Source organism: Fructobacillus sp. CRL 2054, assembly GCF_028764065.1.
Lineage (GTDB): Bacteria > Bacillota > Bacilli > Lactobacillales > Lactobacillaceae > Fructobacillus.
On sequence record NZ_JACOFN010000001.1, the window covers coordinates 78175 to 98266 of the forward strand.

Below are 20092 nucleotides of genomic sequence, written 5' to 3' on the forward strand. Positions count from 1 at the left end.
CCGCGCCTTTTTAATTTAGTGGAGAAGAAGGGATTCGAACCCTCGCACGCTTTAACACGTCTACACCCTTAGCAAGGGCGCCTCTTCAGCCTCTTGAGTACTTCTCCAATAACAGATAATACTATACCAGATTATCGACCTCCCGGCAAGGAACATCGGCAATCAGTAGCCTTTTGGGGCAGACACTTCAAAGAAGATTTACCCGGTCTTTATGAAATACAGGGTATCACTGATTGAAGGAACCAACAGTTGGCTTTCCCATGTAATTTTCCTTTTTCTATACTATAATAGCTATATCGATTACACGAAGGTGGAACTTATGACACAACTCGTAACTAGAGATGAAATGCAGGTCATTGAGGCCTACACCATTGACGAAGCCGGCCTGTCAGCTGACGTCTTAACAGAGCGTGCAGCTATGGCCGCTATGAACGTTTTAGCTGCTGGCCGATTTGACCTTTCAAAGGTGCTAGTTCTAGCCGGATTAGGAAATAACGGTGCTGACGGTGTCGCCTTAGCCCGACTTTTACATCAAGCTAAGATTCCAGTTACCTTACAATTTGTTGGAAACGTCAACAGAGCAAACCAAGCGGTTAAAGATCAGTTAAAGGCCGCGATGGCCTGTGGCGTTCAGCGCGCCGAGAAATCCGACTTTAAGGAACCCTCCCTCATCATTGACGCTATCTTTGGAACCGGTTTACACGATGACCTTCCAGAGGGCTTGCAAAAGATGTTGAAAGCGGCTAATCACATCGATAACACCGTTGTTGCCCTGGATATTCCAACTGGGATTAACGCTGACACTGGTGATATGCACGGAGCTGCTTTGAAGGCGAAGGCTACGGTTGCCTTTGGCTACCCAAAGGCAGGAGTCAATCGTTCAACTGGTAAAAAAATGTCCGGCCGGGTAATTACCCAAGACATCGGCCTCATTACACCAACCGATTTCACCTTTTCAATCAAATAAACTGCAGAAAATAAAAAAGAGTCCGAAGCGTGAGCTTCAGGCTCTTTTTTTACTTATGATAGGGCGATCCAACTTCAATCATCTGCGCTCGGTAGATTTGCTCCATTAACACTAAGCGCATCAATTGATGTGGTAGCGTTAGCAACCCAAAGGAGAGCAGCAAGTCAGCCCGCTTCTTAATTTTAGGATCTAACCCTAGTGAACCGCCAATAATGAAAGTGAGGGTCCCGTGTCCGGACAGTTTGGCTTGCTGCAAAACCTTGGATAACTTTTCCGATGGTAATTGCTTTCCCTCAATCGCTAGGACAACCACGTAGTCACGTTCTCCGATTTTAGCCCAAATCCGTTCACCTTCCTTGGCCATGATTTCTTGGTTCTCCGCATCAGAAGCCTTTTCCGGTGTCTTTTCATCAGCAAGTTCAATCATATCAACCTTGGCGAAACGTTGAAGTCGTTTAGCGTATTCCGCAATACCATCTTTTAGGTACTTTTCTTTTAACTTTCCCACGGTAATGACTTTAATTTTCATTTAAAATTTCTCCTTTTGATTTGGTCTAAGTGATTTACTTATCCCCGACTTTTGCACTTATCAACAGGGTTATCCACAGTTATCCCCCGTTAATTCAACAAAAAGTGCACTTATAACCGCATTTTGATATAGTTATCCACAATTATTCTCTTTTTACACAACTTTTACTCGCAAACTTATCCAAGTATAGAAAGAGCATTAAACCGCGATTTATCCCCCATTACCCTGATTTATCCACAGACTTATCCACAACTGTTGATAAGCACATTTGTTCGGACTTGTTCGGGCTAGAATACTTCGGTTTTTCCGGTACGTTTCCGCCAATAAATCGCATAAACATGTTAAAAAAAGTTTTAAGAGTCCAGATAAACCCGAACGGCCTTTTCATTAAAAGGTCAATGCATAGATTTTACCCCAAAACAAGCGAACATGCATTCTAAAATTGGTATAGTTGCTATCCCCTAAAGGCCCTTTTATTTTTTAAAAATTCGTTCAAAAAGAAAAAAGCATCGACCGCAGTCAATGCCTTTTTGGAATTAAATTGATTAGCGTCCAGCCTCTTTCAAGGCCTTTACATAGGCTTCGAGAGTCAAGTTGTGCTTCACCATGTACTTTGCATTCTTCACGCCAACATAGCGGAAGTGCCAAGATTCATAATCGATACCAGTTTCTTTAATTTTACTTTTCGCCTCTGGGTAACGGAGAACAAAACCATAATCCGCAGCATGATTAATCAACCACTTTTGTGAATCAAAAGTATCCATTTTAGCCTCTAAGCTAGGATACTTTTCAAAGGCATCAGAACCTGCAATATCAATCGCTAACCCAGTATGGTGCTCAGATGATCCCGGTTCCTGCACAACGGCCTTAGTTGCCTTCTCAGCCTGAGCATCTGTCATTCCCTCATCCATGTCATTCTTCTTCACATTATCAAAGACTTCCTGCTGATACTGAATTGAGCGGTAGCCAGAAACAAGGACTGTCTGATAGCCTGCGGCACGGGCTCCGTTTTGAAAGTCGAGAACCGCCTGCTTAATGCGAGCGTCCACGACTTTACCAGAAACTGTAACCTTATCAAAGTTCATTTCAGAAGACAGAGGGTGCCACTTGTTAACAAGGACCAAGTCCCAGTCTGTAGACTTCACGCCCTTAGGCAAGTCCTTCAAAGACGAAGACGAGTTTGATTGATCGTCTGAAACCTTTGAACTTTCCTGTTGATGTTGGCCATCGTGTAATGAATAGGCTGCCACTGACCCTGCACCAAGAGCAATCAAAACGGCAAGAGCGACAATGCTTTTCTTATGTTTCATAGTCTCCTCCAATGTACAAAAAAGGACCGGGAATTTCCGGTCCTTTACGATGGTCAGTCAGGGGCTCGAACCCTGGACCCACGGATTAAGAGTCCGTTGCTCTACCAACTGAGCTAACTAACCATGATGTCTTTATCAACAAAAAATATCATACCATGGATTTTCTAGACTGACAAGGGTTTACAGCTGTTTTTTTAATTAATTTTACGACAGATTCTTGATATACATTTTATTAGTCAGCGAATCTTTTCCAAATGTTGAATTAACCATTCCGGTAGGTCAGTTGAAACAATTTGGTAGAGGTAATCATCAAACTCTAACAAAATCTCTAAGTCTTCGAAATAGTTAATCACTTCATCAATGCTATCGTGTAAACCCAGATGTAAGCGCAAGATTCGGCAAAAAATGATTTCATGTCGTAAACGGTACTCAATCTTTTGTACGTTTTCTAATATACCAGATAGAAATTCCCTATTTTGTTTATTTTCTGAAGCCATCTGTGCCCAATCAAGTAGTCGGAAGCCCTCAAAAACTTCTTGTCGACAGAGATCCTTCATACTCATGCCCATCGCTGCCAATAATTGAATGGTTGTACTCAATTGCATGTCCGTTTGCCCTCTTTCGAATTTCGAAATGGCGCTTGTTGATACCTGTGTTTTTTGCGCTAACTTAGCGGCAGAGATTCCCCTCATTTCCCGCATATGACGAATTAATTGGCCCAGTTTTTGTACTTCTGTAAAGTTCTTGTTCACTACAACCTCCCTAGTTAACAGATTAGTTCGTATACTCTTTAAAAGTAAAGTTGACCGTTGAATCAATCCTCATATACAGGACAGCCAGTTCAACTTGTCGACGGCGATTTGCCTGCGTACTTGCTTGAACTTGCAATCCTTGTTTAATAACTGATACCGCCTCTAATTTTCGACCAACATCATACAAATAGAACGATAGCGACTTGATTGCTATTAAGTTATTCGGATTAGCAACCAGCGACTTTTGGTAATATTTTTCTGCTTTCTGATTTTGCCTAAAAAAATGGGCAATCGCACCAGCTAGGTAAAGCGCTCGATCGTTCTGAGGATTAAGACTCAAACTTTTGTAATTATAAAAAACCATCTTAACCATCGGTAAAAATTTAGTTAATAAATTACGATTAACCAGCATTTAATGTGCATAGGCGTGCGCCAGTTCATAATATATTACGTCACTTTTATGTTTTCTTTTTAATTGCACAGCTAATTGAATGGCTTGACGGTGGTACATTCGTTTCTTTTTAACCGAATGTTCCACATTCTCAATTCCCTTTTGATTCAATTCGTGAATTCTATCAATTGTCATGAATTCCCCCCCTCCCTAATCATGTAGTCCTGTTTTTGATTCAGGCGCATTAAGAAAGCCAGCGCCTCTAACTTACGACGTTGCGACACCTGATCCACGCTTTGTAAAGCAATGGTTTCCTTTGCTAAGACCTCAGCCAAACCATATTCTTTTTGTTTCTGATAACCGCGAATCAGCCAAGTTCGACTCGGAAAGTGATTAGCGTTTACTTCTAACGCCCTCTCAAAAAAGAGGCAGGCTATGCCGTATTTCTTTTGCTCATAATAAAGTCGCCCAATCGCAAACAATGTTGCTTCATTCAAACGGTTGATATGAAGGGCTTGACCAAAATTTTTCATGGCTCGTCGCTGATAATACCCACGCTTTAACGTGTTAGGGGTTAATAATGATAGACGGGCATTACTAATCCCTAGCTCTAACCAAGCTAATTCATCTAACGGGTTGGTTTGCACATATGCTGTCATCAATAATCGCGCCCGAGTGAAGTCTCTACTAGGTGGGAGCCTCTCATTCAAAAAATTTCGGATACCTATCGTATTGTAAAAACGGGCAACATCAACGACCGATTGAAACTGATCGCTGTCGGCATATTCCCCACTCAACTGGGTAATTTCATCCATTAATTTTTGAGTCTCGAGTGCACGATGTTGACTACCTTTAAATCGAATCTTTCTGGCAGGCCCAATTGTGACGTCAATGGTAGACCGTCGAAAGCCCCCTTAATACCAAAAGCAATAACGGGAGCACCGGTTATAGTCGCTACGGTAACGGCACCGTCACTACCATGCCCTATTAAACCTGTTCTGGTACGTGTGCCCTCCGGATATATCACAACCACATCCCCTTGCTTTAGGTGTTTAACAATTTTTCTCAAGGAAGATGTCGCATTGCCATCACGATCTAGCGGGATTCCCTGCATCATTTCATGCCACCACTTAGTAAATGGCGTCTGAAAGGCTTCCTTTTTAGTTAAAAAATAGATTTTTTTACGATCAATCACGCCCTCTAGTAAGGCTAAGATAATGAAATGGTCCAGATAACTAGCGTGGTTAGCAGAAATGATACTGCCTTCGATATCCTTCAAGTTTTCTTTTCCCGTTACCCTTCTCAGATAGAAGGTACGAATCAGCCATGAAATGAAGCTTGAAATCCACTTAACCATGGTTTTTTTCCTCCAAAAGGTGCTTTCTTAAATCAGCGATGGTTATCATTGGCAGCTCCCATTCAATGGCCATTTGACGAAGATATTCTGACCGGGCCATTTGCCCGTCTGGCATTAAAATTTCAATAATAACCCCAACCTCCGGGCTACCCGCTAATTTAGCTAAGTCGATGGCAGCTTCTGTATGGCCAGCCCGTTCAAGAACACCACCCGGTTTTGCAACCAATGGGAAAACATGCCCGGGTTGCACAAAGTCGTCAAATGCAGCCTCTGCTTTTACTAACTGTCGAATGGTTTGTGTTCGGTCACTGACGGAAATACCAGTTGTCACGCCAGTTTTAACGTATTCTCCATCGATTGAAACGGTAAAAGCCGTTTGATTGGATTCCGTATTATGAGTCGTCATTTGCCTTAATTTCAATTTTTGCGCGATTGCCGCACTAATCGGCGTGCAGAGTAATCCTCGTGCCTTTGTAATCATAAAATTAATATTCTTCTCGCTAATATATTGACCCAGCCCAATCAAATCGCCTTCGTTTTCGCGATCAAAATCATCTAGTACAATTACTAGGCCACCACTCTTTAACCATTTCACTGCATCTAAAATCTTTTGCATAATTGCCCTCCTTTTTTGCTATTAGTGTATCTGTTTTTATCACCTCTTCTTCCTATATTGCTTATGAGAAACTAAAAATAAAAAAGCGACAAAACCTAAAAAGGTTTTGTCGCTTTTTTTAATTGATTTTTTATTATGCTCTCGTCATCGCCGACTTAGCCAAGTAGAAACAACCCAAGATACCTGCGTTATCCCCGTTGGCTACGGGTACCAAATAATCCTCCAAATCTGGAGTAGCAAGGTAACCTGCCATTAACTCAGCAAAACGCTTTCGGATAAGTGGCAAAAGCACTTCTCGGTGCGGAACACCGCCACCAAACACAATCTTATCAGGTCGAAGAATCGTCGTATAAGTCATGGCAGCCTGCGCAAGGTAGTCCGCTTCGATTTCCCATGCCAAATGTTCATCAGCCAATTCCTTGGCTGACTGCTGCCAGCGGTCTTCCATGGCCGGACCAGAAGCCACACCCTCTAGACAGCGGTCATGATGGAATGGACAGTGTCCTGAATAGTTATCCTTTGGATTCTTAGAAATGATAATGTGCCCCGCTTCAGGGTGCCCAAATCCAGAAAGAATCTGGCCGTTCACGATAATGCCGGCCCCAACACCGGTCCCCACCGTCAAATAGACTAGAGACTTCACTTCCGAGTTAGCACCATGACGGTATTCCGCCCAGGCCGAACCATTCACATCGGTTGTCCAATAGTATGGAATGTCACGCCAGTTCTTTAAGTAGCCTAAAAAGTCAAACCCAGCCCATCCAAGCTTAGGCGTATCCAAAACATAGCCGTATGTCTTGGACTGGGGGTTTAAATCAACCGGACCAAAGGCTGCCACGCCAATGGCATCAATGTTCTCAAATTGGTCAAAATAGGTCGTTACTTTGGCCAAAGTTGTCGGACCGTCTTCGGTTGGAACGACCGTTCGGTCAATAATATTAAAGTTTTCATCACAGACGGCCAAGATAAACTTGGTACCGCCGGCTTCAATTGCTCCTAAGAGTGCCATTTGAAGCCTCCTTCTTGTCTCGTACTTGCACTCTATATTGTAAGGACTTTTCTAAGGACAAACAATACTTTTTAGACCAAAAATCAAAACCGGTCTAGTCCGATAAGCACTGATAAAGCTATATCCAAACCAACTCCTACAATTTTGGTCTATAGTCACTTCGAAATTTAGACAAAATAAAAAGTCGACCGCAGTCGACTTTTAAAATAAAACTTTACTTCTTATCATCGTAGCCATTTGGATGCTTTTCAGTCCAGTTCCAGGCCGTCTTGATGATTTCTTCCACGTCATCATACTTTGGCTTCCAGCCAAGCACTTCACGGGCTGCCGTTGAGTCAGCAATCAAGATGTCAGGATCCCCGGCACGACGAGGACCAATCTTAGACTTAATGTCCACACCCGTTGCCTTACGAGCGGCTTCCACCATTTCCTTCACAGAGAAACCAGTGGCTGAACCAAGGTTAAACTGAGCGGATGGCTTGCCTTCCTTCAAGTAGTTCAAGGCCAAGATGTGTGCATCGGCCAAGTCAACGACGTGAACGTAGTCACGGACGTTGAAGCCGTCCGGTGTGTTGTAATCATCACCGAACATTTCGATGTAGTCACGCTTACCAGAAACAGCTTGCAAAATGATTGGAACCAAGTGTGTTTCAGGTCCGTGGTCTTCACCAATTGAACCATCAGGCATTGCCCCAGCAACGTTAAAGTAACGGAGGGCAACCCACTTGATACCATAGGCCTTATCAGCCCAGCCCATCATCTTTTCCATCATCAGCTTTGATTCACCGTATGGGTTGATTGGGTTTTGTGGATCCGTTTCCTTGATTGGGATGTTAACGGGGTTACCGTAAGTAGCGGCCGTTGATGAGAAGACAATCTTCTTCACATCGTGTTCCTTCATGACTTCGAGCAACGTCACCATTCCGGCCGTGTTGTTATCGAAGTACTTCAATGGTTCTGCCACTGACTCAGGAACGATTGAGAAGGCTGCAAAGTGAACAACCGCTTCAATATCTTCCTTATCGAAAACTTCAGACAAGGCCTTCTTATCGCGAATATCAACTTGATAGAACTTTGCTTCAGGCGCAACCGCCGCACGGTGCCCCTTTACCAAGTTATCAACAACGACAACATCTTGACCGTCGGCCAAAAGCTGACGAACCATGTGGGAACCGATGTAACCGGCACCACCCAATACTAATACTGACATGTTTATCCTCACTTACTTCGCTTTGACAGGAGTCCAGTGGATAATGGCCTCGGCTGCCGTCTGTTCACCGTCTTTGACGCGGTGCTTCGTCTCATTATCCCCCATAACGACCTGAGAATCAACTTGATGGCCGTAGTGGACCTCATTCTCATATCGAATAGAAAAACGACTTGGTTCATGCTCTTTTAAGAATTCTAGTGGCAAAACGTCTAACATCCACTCCAAGTATTTGGAGTTGTTAACGTGACGGTTCCCGTCGATATCTAAGAAACGAACTTGGTAAGGCTTATCAAAGTCGACTGGTTCATCCTTGATTTTAGGAATCTTAACCATCTTAGGAAGGCGCTTTGACTCTTCCCCACCGTATGGTTGGACAAGATCCAAAGGCAGCTTTTGAATGTGACGACTTTCCAAATCAATCAGGGTCCAGAGTGAATCAATATCGATAATCACTTCACCCTTGGCATCCTTAAAAAGGAAGCCACGCATGGCAAAGTAGGTTGACCAGGCGCCTGCCTTGGTTTCAATTGTCAGCTCCTCCCCCAGTTTAGGGCGACGAATAATGTTGACGTCGTACTGGAGAATGACCCAACCGAGTCCACGTCGGTCCGTTTCCTGATAGCCCACTTGGAGGTACTCCCCTTGCTTACGGGAGCAAAGGATTGCTAGGTTTAGAATCATTGAAAGCGAGAGCTTTCGAGTTAAGTCGACCTGATAGTATTCAACAGGTCGGTTAATGGAGTAAATATCAGCCATTTTCTTCCTCGATGTGATGATAAAGTTTATAAATTTCCTGACGATTTCGTCCAGTTTCCTTGGCTACCTGCTTAATGGCAGCGTTTGGTTTCATACCAGAATCAACCAATGTGCGAACCGCCGCTTCGGGATTGGTTTCAACCTCTTGGTCCAGTAGTGAACGGTCGTCTTCTGGTAGTCCGTCCCCGTCCTTTTGTCCCTCTAGGAGGACAACGAATTCCCCACGGATTTCGTTGTTGTTTGCCCAGTCCAGCGCTTCTTCAGTCGTGCCACGGAGGAACTCTTCATAACGCTTGGTTAATTCACGGGCCAAAACAATTCGGCGGTCGCCGCCCAAAACTTCCACAATGTTAGCCAAAGTCTTCTTTAGACGATGGGGGGCTTCATAGAAGATAATTGTTTCCGGACGCCAGGAAAGCTTTTGAATTTCTGCTGCCTGCTCCTGCTTTTTCCGTGGTAAGAAACCGTGGAAGTAGAAAGGCTGGGGCACTAAACCAGAAGCAATCAAGGCTGTAATACCAGCTGATGCACCCGGAATGGGAACAACTGGAATACCAGCTTCAATCGCCTGGGCAACCAGTTCCTTACCAGGATCGGAAATTGATGGTAAACCAGCATCCGAGACCTGAGCAATGGACTTACCAGAAAGTAGTTCCGCCACTAGTTCTGGAGCCTTTTCCTGCCAGTTATGCTCGTGCAAAGAGGTCTTGTTGTTCTTGATATCAAAGTAATTCAAGAGCAACTGCGTGTGACGAGTGTCTTCGGCCGCAATTAAATCGACTTCTTGCAAAGTCTCCAAGGCGCGATTCGACATATCCTGGAGGTTACCGATTGGCGTACCAACTAGGTAAAGGGTACCGGTATCATGAGTTGTAAAGGACTTTTGTATTTGCATCGTTATCCTAACAAAATGGCGCATTCAAGCGCTGTTTTTTCTAACTTTGATTGGAAAGCCAATTGTACATTCTTTAGTTTATCGATAGATAAAAACTCTTCGACAACTTCCTGCAACTGCTGTTCCGAATACCTGGCCGCGGCCTTCTTATAGAAGCCAGCTAACTGTGGAAAATAGAGTCTTGGTTGAGCTAAGCTCTTCTGCATGTAGAGGTCGCGAGCCAGTTGCTGTAACCAGAGTAAGGTCGTTTCTTCCTTGGCCTTTTCGTCAATGTTTTTAATCAAAGTTGTCTGCAAGTAAGCCATGAAGCCGACGTCGCGTGCGACGACTTTTTCAAACCACTTAAAGACCAGTGGCTGCACTTCTTTTTCAAAGCCAGCCATCCCCTCCTGGGCTTTTTCCGCCACTTCAGGGCTAGCCTTCAGGTGAACAACTTGAGCACGGGAAACGATGGTCTGTAAAACATCATCCGACTTATTGGCCAGTAAAATGATTAGCTGCGGTCCGGCCGGTTCCTCGATGAACTTCAACAAGGAATTAGCCGCCGCGGTCGTCAACGTTTCCGTTCGGTCAATAATAAAGACTTTCGCAGGGGCTTCTAAAGCGGTCGTTGTCAGTTCGGGCACGATGGCACGAATCTGAGCAATTTTAATGCTGGCCCCCTTCTTTTCGGGAAGCACCGTCACCAAATCAGGATGATTCAACTTGGCCACTCTGGCCTCCGTGTCCTCATCCTGACCCAAAACCATTGTGGAAAAAGCCAGCGCCAAAGCCAACTTTTCCTCATCGCCTGGTCCAGCAAGTAAATAGAGGTGAGAACGACGGTTCTCATCGACTGCCTGTTGAAGCTGTTCGAGGTTTTCGGGATAGGCCGCTTTTGCAATGTCTAAAAAATCGGCCATCTCAAAAACGGCCGACTCGTTTAATTTTGCAGCAGTCGATTGTTTCTTCGCCGCTGCCATTAGAAGCGGTAAAAGTCGTCAATGGTTTGCGTGAAGACAGTTGCCCCACCGACTTCAATTTCAACAGGGTATGCCGCCGCACGTTCCCCTTCAATTCCCATTGGTGGCACCATGAACTGCTTACGCTTTTGTGAAACTTCCTTGATGATATCCAAGACTTCTTGGACACGTTCATCATCAATGGCCACTAGGAAAGTCGTGTTTCCAGAGCGCAAGAATCCTCCGGAAGTGGACAAACGAGTTGCCTGAATCTTGTTCTTCACAAGGGCGTTTGATAACTTTGTCGCATCCTTATCCTGTACAATGGCGTTAATCAGTTTCATGTTCTACCTCCAATTTTCTTCAATAATTGCTTTAACAGCAGCTAAGACTGCTTCGGGGGACTGGGTCGCATCGACCGTTCGAATCCGGTCCGGGTTTTCTTCTGCCAGTTGCAAGTAACTTTGACGTACCTGCTGGTGAAAGTCCAATCCAGCTTGATCCAACCGGTCAATCTTGTCGGTCCGATTCTTAAAGATTCGTTCCAGTCCAATTTCGACAGGTAGGTCTAAGTAAATCGTTAGTTCAGGCAACACCGCTTCCCCGTTTTCTGGGTTACGGACGGCAAAGTCGTTAATCTCTTGCACATCCGCCATACCAAGGTGGCGAGCGCCACCCTGATAGGCTAGCGATGAGTCAAGGTAGCGGTCCGATACCACAATTTTATTCTCTTTTAGGGCTGGTAAAATTGTTTGAACCACGTGTTCCCGACGGGAAGCGGCTAGCAAAAGTGCCTCTGTCCAGGGGTCGATTTCAGGTTCCGTTTGTGCCTTCAGCAAGTTACGAATTGCTTCCGCCACTGGGTTACCACCCGGTTCACGGGTGAGCAAAACCTGCCGTTGGCTCAGCTCCTCAATGTAGGGCAAGACGGCCTGAATAACCGTTGTCTTACCCGCACCCTCTGGGCCTTCAAATGATATAAAATGGGCTTTTTTGTTCATCATTTCCCCTTATTCATCACTTTGATGGTACAAACGAGGGCCATTGGCCACCGTCTTACGGCGCTTTGCTTCCTTGTAGAGGTAAGTAAAGCGAGCCTTCTTCAAGGCCGTTTGCGCCTGAACCATGTGGCCGTTCACACGGGAGTCCACCAAAGCTGTTTCAGAATCCTGGGCCTGATGGTAGTCCTTACGAGCATGGTCAACCTCTTGTAATAGGATTTGATCGTACTCAGCCTTTAAATTGTTATAACGAGTCGTTCTCTTCTTAAAAATCATAGTTCGTTTCGACCTTCGATTGACTTAATCAAAGTCAATTGGTCGGCGTAGTCGATGTCAGAACCGACTGCCAAACCAGACGCTAAGCGCGTGACTTTGATATTGGCGGGCTTTACTAGACGAGCAATGTACATGGCGGTTGCTTCACCATCAGTGTTGGCATTCGTCCCAACAATCACTTCCTTAATCTCATCATCCTTTGACAAACGACGGATTAATGCCGGTAAGTTAATGTCTTCTGGTCCGGTACCAGCAGAAGGTGAAATCACCCCGTTTAGCACGTGGTAGAGACCGTGATATTCCTGAGTCTGTTCCATGGCCATGACATCCTTTGGATTTTGTAGCACTAGAACCGTTGACCGGTCGCGAGAGCTATCCATGCAGATGGCACAGGGGTTTTCGTCCTTACTGGTAATATTACCGCAAATCTCACAAAAAGTAATCGAATCTTTTACAGTCGACAAGGATTCAGCAAAGTTCTTCACGTCTTCTGGATCCATCGTTAGCGTGTAAAAGGTTAAACGAGATGCGGTTTTAGCACCGACTCCTGGCAGTTTAGAATAGGAGTCAATTAATTTTGCGATTGGTTCAGGGTATTGCATCGTTCTTCCTTACTTGGTCTCGGACTTCACCTCAACCAGGTCGTCGCCAAAGAGTGCCTTAGCAGAGGCAACGACATCGTTTTTCTCGTCATCTTTATTTTCATCTGCATTTACAACTGCTGGACTGCTTTTCACTGCCTTGTCAGTTGCTTCTTCAGCAACAACCGTTGGTGTTAAATCAGATAAAGCAATCTTGACCGTCTGACCCGCCTTCAGGGCCTTCACGTAATCGGAACGGTCGTTTTGCCACTGGTCCTTACTACGCATGACCAAAGTTCTTGGAAGGTTTTCTTCTGTCAGTGCCTGAGCCAGTTCAGCCTGCAAGGCAGCGTCTTTCTGCGCCTTATCCTGAAGAGCTGGGTAATCAAAGGCCAAGACGATGGCATCCATTGAAGCGGCCATTGGTTCTGCCGTTTGCAAAACTGCCTGGTCCTTAACGGGTAATTGACTAACAATGTTTGCCCATTCTGACTGAGCCTTATTCAACTGATCACGCTTAGCCTGGGCCAAGACCGCTTGAACGGGCTCGTTCCCAGTGTAAATGGTCAATGATTGGCTGCCCTTTCCCATCTGGGATTCAGGTTGCTGCTCTTCAGTAACAACTGAAGACTTCTCTTCAACTACGGGACTGACAGTCGATTCAGCCCGAGCTACTTCGCTTACAGAATCAACTAACTCTTCCTGAACGGGAGTCTCACCTGTATCAGTATCCAAGTGAGGTGCTTCTACAGTAGGCGTTTCTTCCACCGGAGCTGCTGGCTGTGAAGGAGCAGCCTCTTCTACCGCCTTTTCGACTGGTTGAACTTGTGACTGTTCTGGTGCAGTCTCTTGGACTGGTTGCTCAACAACAGGTTGTGCTGGCGACTGCACTGCTTCTTCTGCCGGCTTTGCATCAGCTACAGGAGTTACCTGCGCCGCCTTCTGCGGCTGCACCGAAGCCATCGTTTGGTTCTTCTTTCCAACTGCCTTTTGCGCCAACTGCACCGTCAGAATCTCCAAGTAAATATCGGATTGCAAGGACTGGGCCAAAGCCGTTTTGATTTGATCAATGACCTGCAACATCTCTTGGATTTGTGCTTGTGAGCTTTCAGCTAGAAAAGCCTTCAACTCATCTTCCTTGGACTTGGCCTTCACCAAATCTGGTGCCAAGTCGACCAACATGACATCACGAAGTGTAGCAATCAAATCTGATAAGAAACGGTTGGCATCCTTACCCGATAGCAAGATTTGAGACAATGTTTCCAAGGCCTGTGCGGTATCACCAGCCAAAACCTGGTGTAGGTAAGCCAAAACCTGGTCAATATCAACTGACCCGGTTACCGTCAAGGCGTTCTCCACAGTGACTTTCTCGGGGCCAAAGGCGATGACCTGATCCATAATGGACAAGGCATCACGCATTCCCCCTTCAGCAGCCGTGGCAACGACGTCCAAAGCTGCCTCTTCGTATGGCTGATTCTCTTTGTTCAGAATCTCTTCCAAACGTCCCTTGATAGTTTGATTGGACAAACGTTTGAACTCAAAGCGCTGGGTACGGGAGAGAATCGTCGCCGGCATCTTTTGAATTTCCGTTGTGGCGAGGATGAACTTTACCTGGGCGGGCGGCTCTTCCAAAGTCTTCAACAGGGCGTTAAAGGCACCGTTTGAGAGCATATGTGCTTCATCAATGATGTAAATCTTGTAAGGTGCCTCGATGGGCGCGTAGTTGGCAGAGTCACGAATGGAACGAATTTCATCGACCCCGTTATTGGAGGCCGCATCGATTTCGATGATATCTGGTTGTGACTGTCCAGCTTGGTCTGGTCCAATGCCGTTGACCTCGCGGGCAAAAATCTTTGCCGCTGAAGTTTTACCGGTTCCACGTGGTCCAGCAAACAAGTAGGCGTGCCCAGTTTGCTTCTTTTCGATGGCGTTTTGCAGTGTTTTGGTAATGACCTCTTGGCCAACCATTTCTGAAAAAGTCTTTGGCCGGTAAACCCGGTACAATGCTTGATACGCCATCTTTTCTCCCTTACAAAAAAAGCCGCCGGAAGGCGGTTTTGCTATGTACACAAGCACAAGGTCAAGCAATCTTAGAGCTGCTACATCTCTGTCCTGACTCGGTTCGAAAGTAGACCCTTGCCTGCTCTTTTATTATATCGAAAATTCGAAAGGGGCGCAAACAAAAGCAGTCATTTTTATAGGGAAAGTAGCACTAATTCTGTTCAGTATCCCGAGCAGCTTTTAGCAGCTTTTAGCAACTTCTTCTTGGCCTTTTGATTGGCCCGTAGGCTCTGAAAAAAGTCCTTCAGCATCGCTGACGATTCCGCCTGTAAGACACCAGGGACAACTTTGACTTGGTGGTTCAAGCGTTCATCATCAAAGACAGAGTATAGCGAAGTCACTGCCCCCGCCTTTTTGTCTTGAGCCCCGAAGTACACCAAAGGGATTCGAGCGTTCAAGATGGCTCCTGCACACATTAAGCAAGGTTCCAAGGTAACAAAAAGTGCGGTTTCTTCCAAACGCCAGGTGCCGAGCTTGGCATTTGCCTCTAAAATAGCATGCATTTCAGCGTGGGCATCGGTCTTCTGATCTTCCTCTCGTCGGTTTCCCGCTGAGGCAATAATTTGACCATTTTTAACAATCACAGCCCCGATTGGCACTTCCCCACGGTCCCCTGCGGCTTTTGCCTCCGCTAGGGCCGCTTCCATGAAGGTCTTAATCTGGCTCGACTCCAGTTGCGGAATAACTGCCATACTTAGTTCTCCTTAGGATTCTTTGCCATCAAGACAAAGTAGCCCTTCTTCTTACCAATAATCGAAACATCTTCGAAGACTGCTTCCAAATTCTTTTGAGCTGAAGGGGCCCCCTGCTTCTTTTGCAGAACAGCAACGATTGCCCCACCTGGAACAAGGTGCTTCGCAGCACCCTGGAGCATGGCGGTTACAACTGGCTTTCCGGCACGGATTGGTGGGTTCACCAAAATAGCTGCATACTGATCCTGCACGTTATCGTAAATTGAGGATTGGAAGACGTGGGTCAAATTATCCACCCCGTTCTTTTGGCAGTTAACCTTGGCCAAGTCCAAAGCGCGATCGTTCACGTCCACCATGTCGACCTCACGGTCCCAGGCCTTCGCTACCGCATTCCCAACGGGGCCGTATCCACAGCCCAAATCCAAGACTTTTCCGGGAACAAAGTTCTCTTCTGCAGCAGCGTCTAACATCACCCGCGTACCGAAATCAATCGTCTTCTTGGAAAAAACACCAGCATCGGTCTTAAAGTGTAAGTTATGGCCTAGTAATTCAAAGTCGAAGTTCTGATAATCGTGTTCTGCCGTTGGATCAGCCGTGAAATACTGTTGTCCACTCACTTTTTCTGCCATCGATTTTCTCCTATGTTCTCTTTATCAAATTTATGTACAAAAAAAGAGCACGAAGTGCTCTCTTCTTTTAAGAATTACTTCAAAGTAACTGAGGCACCAGTTTCTTCCAAAGCTTCCTTCATTGCGTTGGCATCAGCTTCAGCAACGCCTTCCTTGATGATTGAAGGTGCGTTGTCAACCAAGTCCTTAGCATCCTTCAAACCAAGACCAGTTGCTTCGCGAACTGCCTTGATAACCTTAACCTTTGCAGTACCTGCAGAAGTCAATTCGACATCGAATTCTGACTTTGCAGCGGCACCTTCGCCAGCAGCACCAGCAGCGGCAACAGGGGCAGCAGCTGAAACGTCAAATTCTTCTTCGATAGCTGAAACCAAGTCAGCCAAGTCCAAAATCGTTGCATCCTTCAATGATGCGATAATCGCGTCTTTATCAAAAGCCATGATTAATTTCCTCCAATTTATAAATGTTTAGTAATAAGTATAAGTCAAACTTATTCGGCAGCTTCGGCAGTTTCGCCTTCAGCTTCCTTCTTTTCTTGCAATGCCTTAACAGCATAAGCAAAGCTCCGGATTGGGAACTGGAACTCGGCCATCAACTGACCAAGCAAACCTTCGCGAGAAGGCAATGAAGCGTACTTGTTGATTTCGTCGATATCAACGACAGAACCATCAATAACACCACCCTTGATAGTCAACTTTTCGTTGGCATCAGAGTACTTCTTCAAAATGCGGGCTGGGGCAACAGCGTCATCTTCTGAGAAGGCAACGGCAGTAGGTCCAGCAAACAAATCGTTCAATTCTTCAAAGCCAGCATCCTTGGCAGCACGTACAAGAACCTTGTTCTTGATGACTTCCAAAACGACACCTTCTTGACGTAATTGGTGACGCAAATCAGTTGATTCTGCAACTGTCAAACCAATAGGATTAACAAGAACAGCAGATGAAGCGTTCTTGAATTGTTCAGTCACTTCAGCAACCTTTTGCGCTTTCAAAGCAATAGCTTGTTCACTCATGTGAAATTCTCCTTCCTAAAGATTTTTTTGCAAAAGAAACCCGCCTGCCAGAAGACAGACGGGTCAGTTAGTTTTCATAACTTCCTCGGCAGGAGATTAAGGTGCAAGCACCACCTGAGTCTTAGGCAAAATTGATTTAATTTACTTAGTAATTCTAACAGCTTAATTGACGACTGTCAATTAAAGAGACGTTACATCCAAAGTAACGGCTGGTGACATCGTTGAAGCCAAAGCCACGTTAGAAACGTAAGTTCCCTTAACAGCGGCTGGACGAGCCTTCAAGATAACAGCAGCAATTGCCTTGATGTTTTCTGCCAACTTAGCATCATCAAATGATACACGGCCAACAGTAACAGCAACGTTTCCGTCACGGTCAGTACGGTAGGTAACTTGACCACCCTTGGCGTCAGAAACGGCCTTCTTAACGTCCATGGTAACAGTACCAGTCTTAGGGTTAGGCATCAATCCCTTAGGACCCAATGCACGACCCACACGACCAACTTGTGCCATCATGTCAGGCGTTGCGATAGCAACGTCAAAGTCAAGCCATCCGCCTTGGATCTTTTGAACCAAGTCAGCAGCGCCGACAACGTCAGCACCAGCAGCTTCGGCTTCCTTAGCCTTGTCACCTTGCGCGAAGACAACAACCTTCTTGTCCTTACCAGAACCGTTAGGCAAAACTACGGCACCACGGAGTTGTTGGTCAGCTTGACGAGTATCAACGTTCAACTTGAAAGTCAATTCAACAGAAGCGTCGAAGTTTGCGTATGAAACTTCCTTCAACAATGAAACACCTTCAGTCAAGTTGTAGGCCTTTTCGGCTTCAACCTTGGCTGCGGCTTCTAAATACTTCTTTCCATGCTTTTGAGTCATTATTCTGCGTCCTCCTTGATTGCTGTTCCATCAACAGTCAAGTCCACACCGTCGACAGTAACACCCATTGAACGGGCAGTACCTTCGATCATCTTCATGGCAGCTGTGATGTCATTGGCGTTCAAATCGGCCATCTTGTTTTCCGCAATGGCACGGATTTGGTCAAGGGTAACGTTTCCACACTTAGTGCGGTTAGGTTCACCAGAACCCTTACCAACAATCTTACGCAATTGGTCAGCTGCTGGTGGAGTCTTAGTTACGAATTCGAATGAACGATCATCGAAAACTGAGATTTCAACAGGGATAGTTGAACCAGCTTGGTCAGCAGTCCGGGCGTTGAATTCCTTAGTAAACTGTGCAATGTTAATTCCAGCTTGTCCCAATGCAGGACCTACTGGAGGGGCTGGTGTTGCCTTAGCGGCAGCGATCTGTAGCTTAACTACATTTACGACTTTTTTAGCCACGATATTTTCCTCCTCGTGTTGTGGTAGAGCGCAGCTTAAGTGCTGCTTCCACACATGTCTTTGACATGCCCTATTATCATAACAAAAAAAGCCCCCTTCGTAAAGGGAGCTTCTCATTAAATGTTTGTATCGATATCGTTGAATCCAAGTTCAGTTGGTGTTTCACGTCCGAAGACTTCAACAGTTGCTTCAACTTCTTGCTTTTCTGGATCGATCGAACGGATGATTCCTTCCATCCCATTAAATGGTCCGGCAACAATCTTGATTGTTTGACCAACTTCAACATCCAAGTCCACAACCTTTTCACCAGTCATGCCCATTCGCTTCATCAACAAATCAACTTCTTCTGGCAAAAGTGAGTTAGGCTTTGACCCGGCACCGTGAGAGCCAAGGAATCCAGTAACACCTGGCGTGTTACGAACGACGTACCAAGCTTCATCCGTCATGTTGCCATCTTGTGGCGTCGCCATTTCGACCAAAACATAACCAGGAAAGTCGTTTTCAATCGATGTCTTTACTTCACCGTCTTGCACTGTTGAAACTTCTTGTTCAGGCACCAAAACACGGAAGATTTGGTCAGCCATCCCCATTGTTTGCGTACGTGATTCAAGGTTAGTCTTCACCTTGTGTTCGTATCCTGAGTAAGTGTGCACAACAAACCATGCTTTTTCGATTGAATCGGTCATATTCCTGCGAGCTAGGCTCGCCCTCCTTTGTTTTTTTGTAAATAAAAAAGAGTCAATCGACTCTTTTTCTCGCTGCATCTAGTATACTACAGCTTTTCTTAGTGCGCTACCAAGAAATTAACACCTTGCTTCAAGACCCAATCAAAGGCCCCAATCAGGACACCAAAGATAATTGACATAGCAATAACCGCAATCGTTTCACGATTTGTTTGCTTCCATGACAACCAGGTCACTTTCTTCATTTCTGAAGCTACATTCTTAAAATAAGTAATCATGAAAAAACCTCACTTAGTTTCTCGATGGAAGGTGTGCTTGCCACAATGTGGACAAAACTTTTTAACACCCAGACGTTCTGTACGGCCCTTTGAAAGGGTTACCGTGTAGTTTCTTGAACCACAAACGTCACAGGCTAACGATGCTTTTTGACTAGGCATATTAATCCTCACTTCCTGTTATAATAGCACGATTTTAGGCCGAGAACAAGTTGACGCCCCTTAACCTAGTGCTCGTTCTATCGACAGCTTCAGTTGATACTGAACCTGCTGCACCTGCCGCTTTTCGCGAGCAGATATCTTTTTCAATAAGGGTTCCACACCAATCAAAGCAAGTAAACTCCGCCTGTAAACAGCACCATTTCGCAAATGCGTTTGAGCCAGCGATTCTCTCAGTATGATGATTTGTTCCGGATTAAAAGTATTTGTCGCAACAAAGTGCCCGACGCCAGGCGTCTCATCCAAGGAAAGCATATTCTTTTGAAAGTATCCCTTATGACTCTTATAAATCCGTTTTAGGTCAACCGACTTATTGATTAAGGACTGCATGTAATAGGTCGAGAAACGCGCTTTGGAATCGGATGAGCTGAAGCAACGCACGGAATTAAGTAAAACTTCCAAGGCGTCTGCTTCCCAATCATCGATTCGATAATAGCCAGACAAATGGTCCTCATAAACTTTGTAAACCAAGCCCCTCGTTCTACTCCTTAATACATAATAAGCCCGTTCGTGACCGCGTTGTGCGGCAATCACTACTGGCAACAGGATATCCTTCTTCATCCAAGCCTCCCAAATTCTGGCAGGCTCTAACA

Annotated in this window: 29 protein-coding genes, 2 tRNA genes, 1 other RNA gene and 1 other annotated feature; of the genes, 1 reads left to right on the forward strand and 31 read right to left on the reverse strand. The window is 45.5% G+C overall.

Going from position 1 to position 20092, the window contains the following annotated elements; genetic code table 11:
- Positions 1 to 19 precede the first annotated feature (19 nt).
- A tRNA-Ser gene (locus H7198_RS00420) sits at positions 20 to 107 on the reverse strand.
- Between the two features lie 212 nt (positions 108 to 319).
- Here H7198_RS00420 and H7198_RS00425 point away from each other — a divergent pair.
- Positions 320 to 967, forward strand: coding sequence for an NAD(P)H-hydrate epimerase (locus H7198_RS00425; RefSeq protein WP_274457722.1), 648 nt, complete (start codon positions 320 to 322; stop codon positions 965 to 967).
- 49 nt (positions 968 to 1016) lie between these two features.
- On the opposite strand, the gene rlmH is transcribed toward H7198_RS00425, so the two are convergent.
- From rlmH to H7198_RS00575, 30 genes are all read right to left on the reverse strand, one after another.
- The gene (gene rlmH / locus H7198_RS00430; RefSeq protein WP_274457724.1) at positions 1017 to 1496 is read right to left on the reverse strand and encodes a 23S rRNA (pseudouridine(1915)-N(3))-methyltransferase RlmH; all 480 of its coding nucleotides are present in this window, start codon (positions 1494 to 1496) and stop codon (positions 1017 to 1019) included.
- Between the two features lie 545 nt (positions 1497 to 2041).
- A complete protein-coding gene (locus H7198_RS00435; protein ID WP_274457727.1) occupies positions 2042 to 2806 on the reverse strand; it encodes a M15 family metallopeptidase in 765 nt (254 codons plus the stop codon).
- A 50-nt stretch (positions 2807 to 2856) separates the two neighbouring features.
- A tRNA-Lys gene (locus H7198_RS00440) sits at positions 2857 to 2929 on the reverse strand.
- Between the two features lie 113 nt (positions 2930 to 3042).
- Positions 3043 to 3558 (reverse strand): helix-turn-helix domain-containing protein, encoded by a 516-nt coding sequence (locus H7198_RS00445; protein WP_274457729.1) that lies wholly within the window; start codon positions 3556 to 3558, stop codon positions 3043 to 3045.
- A gap of 22 nt (positions 3559 to 3580) precedes the next feature.
- Entirely contained in the window at positions 3581 to 3970 is a 390-nt protein-coding gene (locus H7198_RS00450) for a tetratricopeptide repeat protein (RefSeq protein ID WP_274457731.1), read from the reverse strand.
- Positions 3971 to 4144: a hypothetical protein gene (locus H7198_RS00455; RefSeq protein WP_274457733.1), complete on the reverse strand. Its 174-nt coding sequence runs from the start codon at positions 4142 to 4144 to the stop codon at positions 3971 to 3973. It lies immediately after the preceding gene.
- Entirely contained in the window at positions 4141 to 4764 is a 624-nt protein-coding gene (locus H7198_RS00460) for a tetratricopeptide repeat protein (protein ID WP_274457735.1), read from the reverse strand. Before H7198_RS00460 ends, H7198_RS00455 begins: the two co-directional genes overlap by 4 nt.
- Complete coding sequence (locus H7198_RS00465; protein WP_274457737.1) at positions 4764 to 5306, reverse strand: lysophospholipid acyltransferase family protein; 543 nt, start codon at positions 5304 to 5306, stop codon at positions 4764 to 4766. The genes H7198_RS00460 and H7198_RS00465 overlap by 1 nt, the downstream gene beginning before the upstream one ends.
- Positions 5299 to 5922 carry a 3,4-dihydroxy-2-butanone-4-phosphate synthase gene (ribB, locus tag H7198_RS00470; RefSeq protein WP_274457739.1) on the reverse strand — a complete coding sequence of 208 codons (624 nt, stop codon included), beginning with the start codon at positions 5920 to 5922 and terminating at the stop codon, positions 5299 to 5301. The genes H7198_RS00465 and ribB overlap by 8 nt, the downstream gene beginning before the upstream one ends.
- A 133-nt stretch (positions 5923 to 6055) precedes the next feature.
- Positions 6056 to 6931 (reverse strand): ROK family protein, encoded by an 876-nt coding sequence (locus H7198_RS00475; RefSeq protein WP_274457741.1) that lies wholly within the window; start codon positions 6929 to 6931, stop codon positions 6056 to 6058.
- Between the two features lie 214 nt (positions 6932 to 7145).
- The gene (galE, locus tag H7198_RS00480; protein ID WP_274457743.1) at positions 7146 to 8141 is read right to left on the reverse strand and encodes a UDP-glucose 4-epimerase GalE; all 996 of its coding nucleotides are present in this window, start codon (positions 8139 to 8141) and stop codon (positions 7146 to 7148) included.
- A gap of 12 nt (positions 8142 to 8153) precedes the next feature.
- The gene (locus H7198_RS00485) at positions 8154 to 8897 is read right to left on the reverse strand and encodes an acyl-[acyl-carrier-protein] thioesterase (protein ID WP_274457745.1); all 744 of its coding nucleotides are present in this window, start codon (positions 8895 to 8897) and stop codon (positions 8154 to 8156) included.
- Entirely contained in the window at positions 8890 to 9792 is a 903-nt protein-coding gene (gene rsmI / locus H7198_RS00490; RefSeq protein WP_274457747.1) for a 16S rRNA (cytidine(1402)-2'-O)-methyltransferase, read from the reverse strand. Before rsmI ends, H7198_RS00485 begins: the two co-directional genes overlap by 8 nt.
- 2 nt (positions 9793 to 9794) lie before the next feature.
- Entirely contained in the window at positions 9795 to 10754 is a 960-nt protein-coding gene (locus H7198_RS00495; RefSeq protein ID WP_274457749.1) for a DNA polymerase III subunit delta, read from the reverse strand.
- A complete protein-coding gene (locus H7198_RS00500) occupies positions 10754 to 11077 on the reverse strand; it encodes a cyclic-di-AMP receptor (RefSeq protein WP_274457751.1) in 324 nt (107 codons plus the stop codon). Before H7198_RS00500 ends, H7198_RS00495 begins: the two co-directional genes overlap by 1 nt.
- 3 nt (positions 11078 to 11080) lie before the next feature.
- Positions 11081 to 11734, reverse strand: coding sequence for a dTMP kinase (gene tmk / locus H7198_RS00505; RefSeq protein WP_274457753.1), 654 nt, complete (start codon positions 11732 to 11734; stop codon positions 11081 to 11083).
- 9 nt (positions 11735 to 11743) lie between these two features.
- On the reverse strand, positions 11744 to 12010 hold the full coding sequence (locus H7198_RS00510; RefSeq protein ID WP_274457755.1) for a DUF2508 family protein: 267 nt from the start codon (positions 12008 to 12010) through the stop codon (positions 11744 to 11746).
- Positions 12007 to 12612, reverse strand: a complete 606-nt coding sequence (recR, locus tag H7198_RS00515) for a recombination mediator RecR (protein WP_274457757.1) — start codon at positions 12610 to 12612, stop codon at positions 12007 to 12009. Before recR ends, H7198_RS00510 begins: the two co-directional genes overlap by 4 nt.
- A 9-nt stretch (positions 12613 to 12621) precedes the next feature.
- Complete coding sequence (dnaX, locus tag H7198_RS00520) at positions 12622 to 14610, reverse strand: DNA polymerase III subunit gamma/tau (RefSeq protein ID WP_274457759.1); 1989 nt, start codon at positions 14608 to 14610, stop codon at positions 12622 to 12624.
- Between the two features lie 42 nt (positions 14611 to 14652).
- Positions 14653 to 14739, reverse strand: an RNA gene (gene ffs, locus H7198_RS00525) — signal recognition particle sRNA small type.
- 74 nt (positions 14740 to 14813) lie between these two features.
- Positions 14814 to 15344, reverse strand: a complete 531-nt coding sequence (gene tadA, locus H7198_RS00530; RefSeq protein ID WP_274457761.1) for a tRNA adenosine(34) deaminase TadA — start codon at positions 15342 to 15344, stop codon at positions 14814 to 14816.
- Between the two features lie 2 nt (positions 15345 to 15346).
- Positions 15347 to 15973: a class I SAM-dependent methyltransferase gene (locus H7198_RS00535; protein WP_274457764.1), complete on the reverse strand. Its 627-nt coding sequence runs from the start codon at positions 15971 to 15973 to the stop codon at positions 15347 to 15349.
- Between the two features lie 74 nt (positions 15974 to 16047).
- On the reverse strand, positions 16048 to 16413 hold the full coding sequence (gene rplL, locus H7198_RS00540; protein ID WP_091503090.1) for a 50S ribosomal protein L7/L12: 366 nt from the start codon (positions 16411 to 16413) through the stop codon (positions 16048 to 16050).
- Between the two features lie 50 nt (positions 16414 to 16463).
- The gene (rplJ, locus tag H7198_RS00545) at positions 16464 to 16985 is read right to left on the reverse strand and encodes a 50S ribosomal protein L10 (RefSeq protein ID WP_091503092.1); all 522 of its coding nucleotides are present in this window, start codon (positions 16983 to 16985) and stop codon (positions 16464 to 16466) included.
- Between the two features lie 24 nt (positions 16986 to 17009).
- Positions 17010 to 17129: a sequence feature (ribosomal protein L10 leader region), on the reverse strand.
- Between the two features lie 36 nt (positions 17130 to 17165).
- On the reverse strand, positions 17166 to 17858 hold the full coding sequence (gene rplA, locus H7198_RS00550; protein ID WP_274457767.1) for a 50S ribosomal protein L1: 693 nt from the start codon (positions 17856 to 17858) through the stop codon (positions 17166 to 17168).
- Positions 17858 to 18322, reverse strand: coding sequence for a 50S ribosomal protein L11 (gene rplK / locus H7198_RS00555; RefSeq protein ID WP_091503096.1), 465 nt, complete (start codon positions 18320 to 18322; stop codon positions 17858 to 17860). The genes rplA and rplK overlap by 1 nt, the downstream gene beginning before the upstream one ends.
- Positions 18323 to 18438: 116 nt before the next feature.
- Positions 18439 to 19008: a transcription termination/antitermination protein NusG gene (nusG, locus tag H7198_RS00560; RefSeq protein WP_274457771.1), complete on the reverse strand. Its 570-nt coding sequence runs from the start codon at positions 19006 to 19008 to the stop codon at positions 18439 to 18441.
- Positions 19009 to 19106: 98 nt separating this feature from the next.
- The gene (gene secE / locus H7198_RS00565) at positions 19107 to 19283 is read right to left on the reverse strand and encodes a preprotein translocase subunit SecE (RefSeq protein ID WP_274457773.1); all 177 of its coding nucleotides are present in this window, start codon (positions 19281 to 19283) and stop codon (positions 19107 to 19109) included.
- A gap of 9 nt (positions 19284 to 19292) precedes the next feature.
- On the reverse strand, positions 19293 to 19442 hold the full coding sequence (gene rpmG / locus H7198_RS00570; RefSeq protein WP_091503101.1) for a 50S ribosomal protein L33: 150 nt from the start codon (positions 19440 to 19442) through the stop codon (positions 19293 to 19295).
- 60 nt (positions 19443 to 19502) lie between these two features.
- Positions 19503 to 20060, reverse strand: a complete 558-nt coding sequence (locus tag H7198_RS00575) for a hypothetical protein (RefSeq protein ID WP_274457775.1) — start codon at positions 20058 to 20060, stop codon at positions 19503 to 19505.
- Between the last annotated feature and the right edge of the window lie 32 nt (positions 20061 to 20092).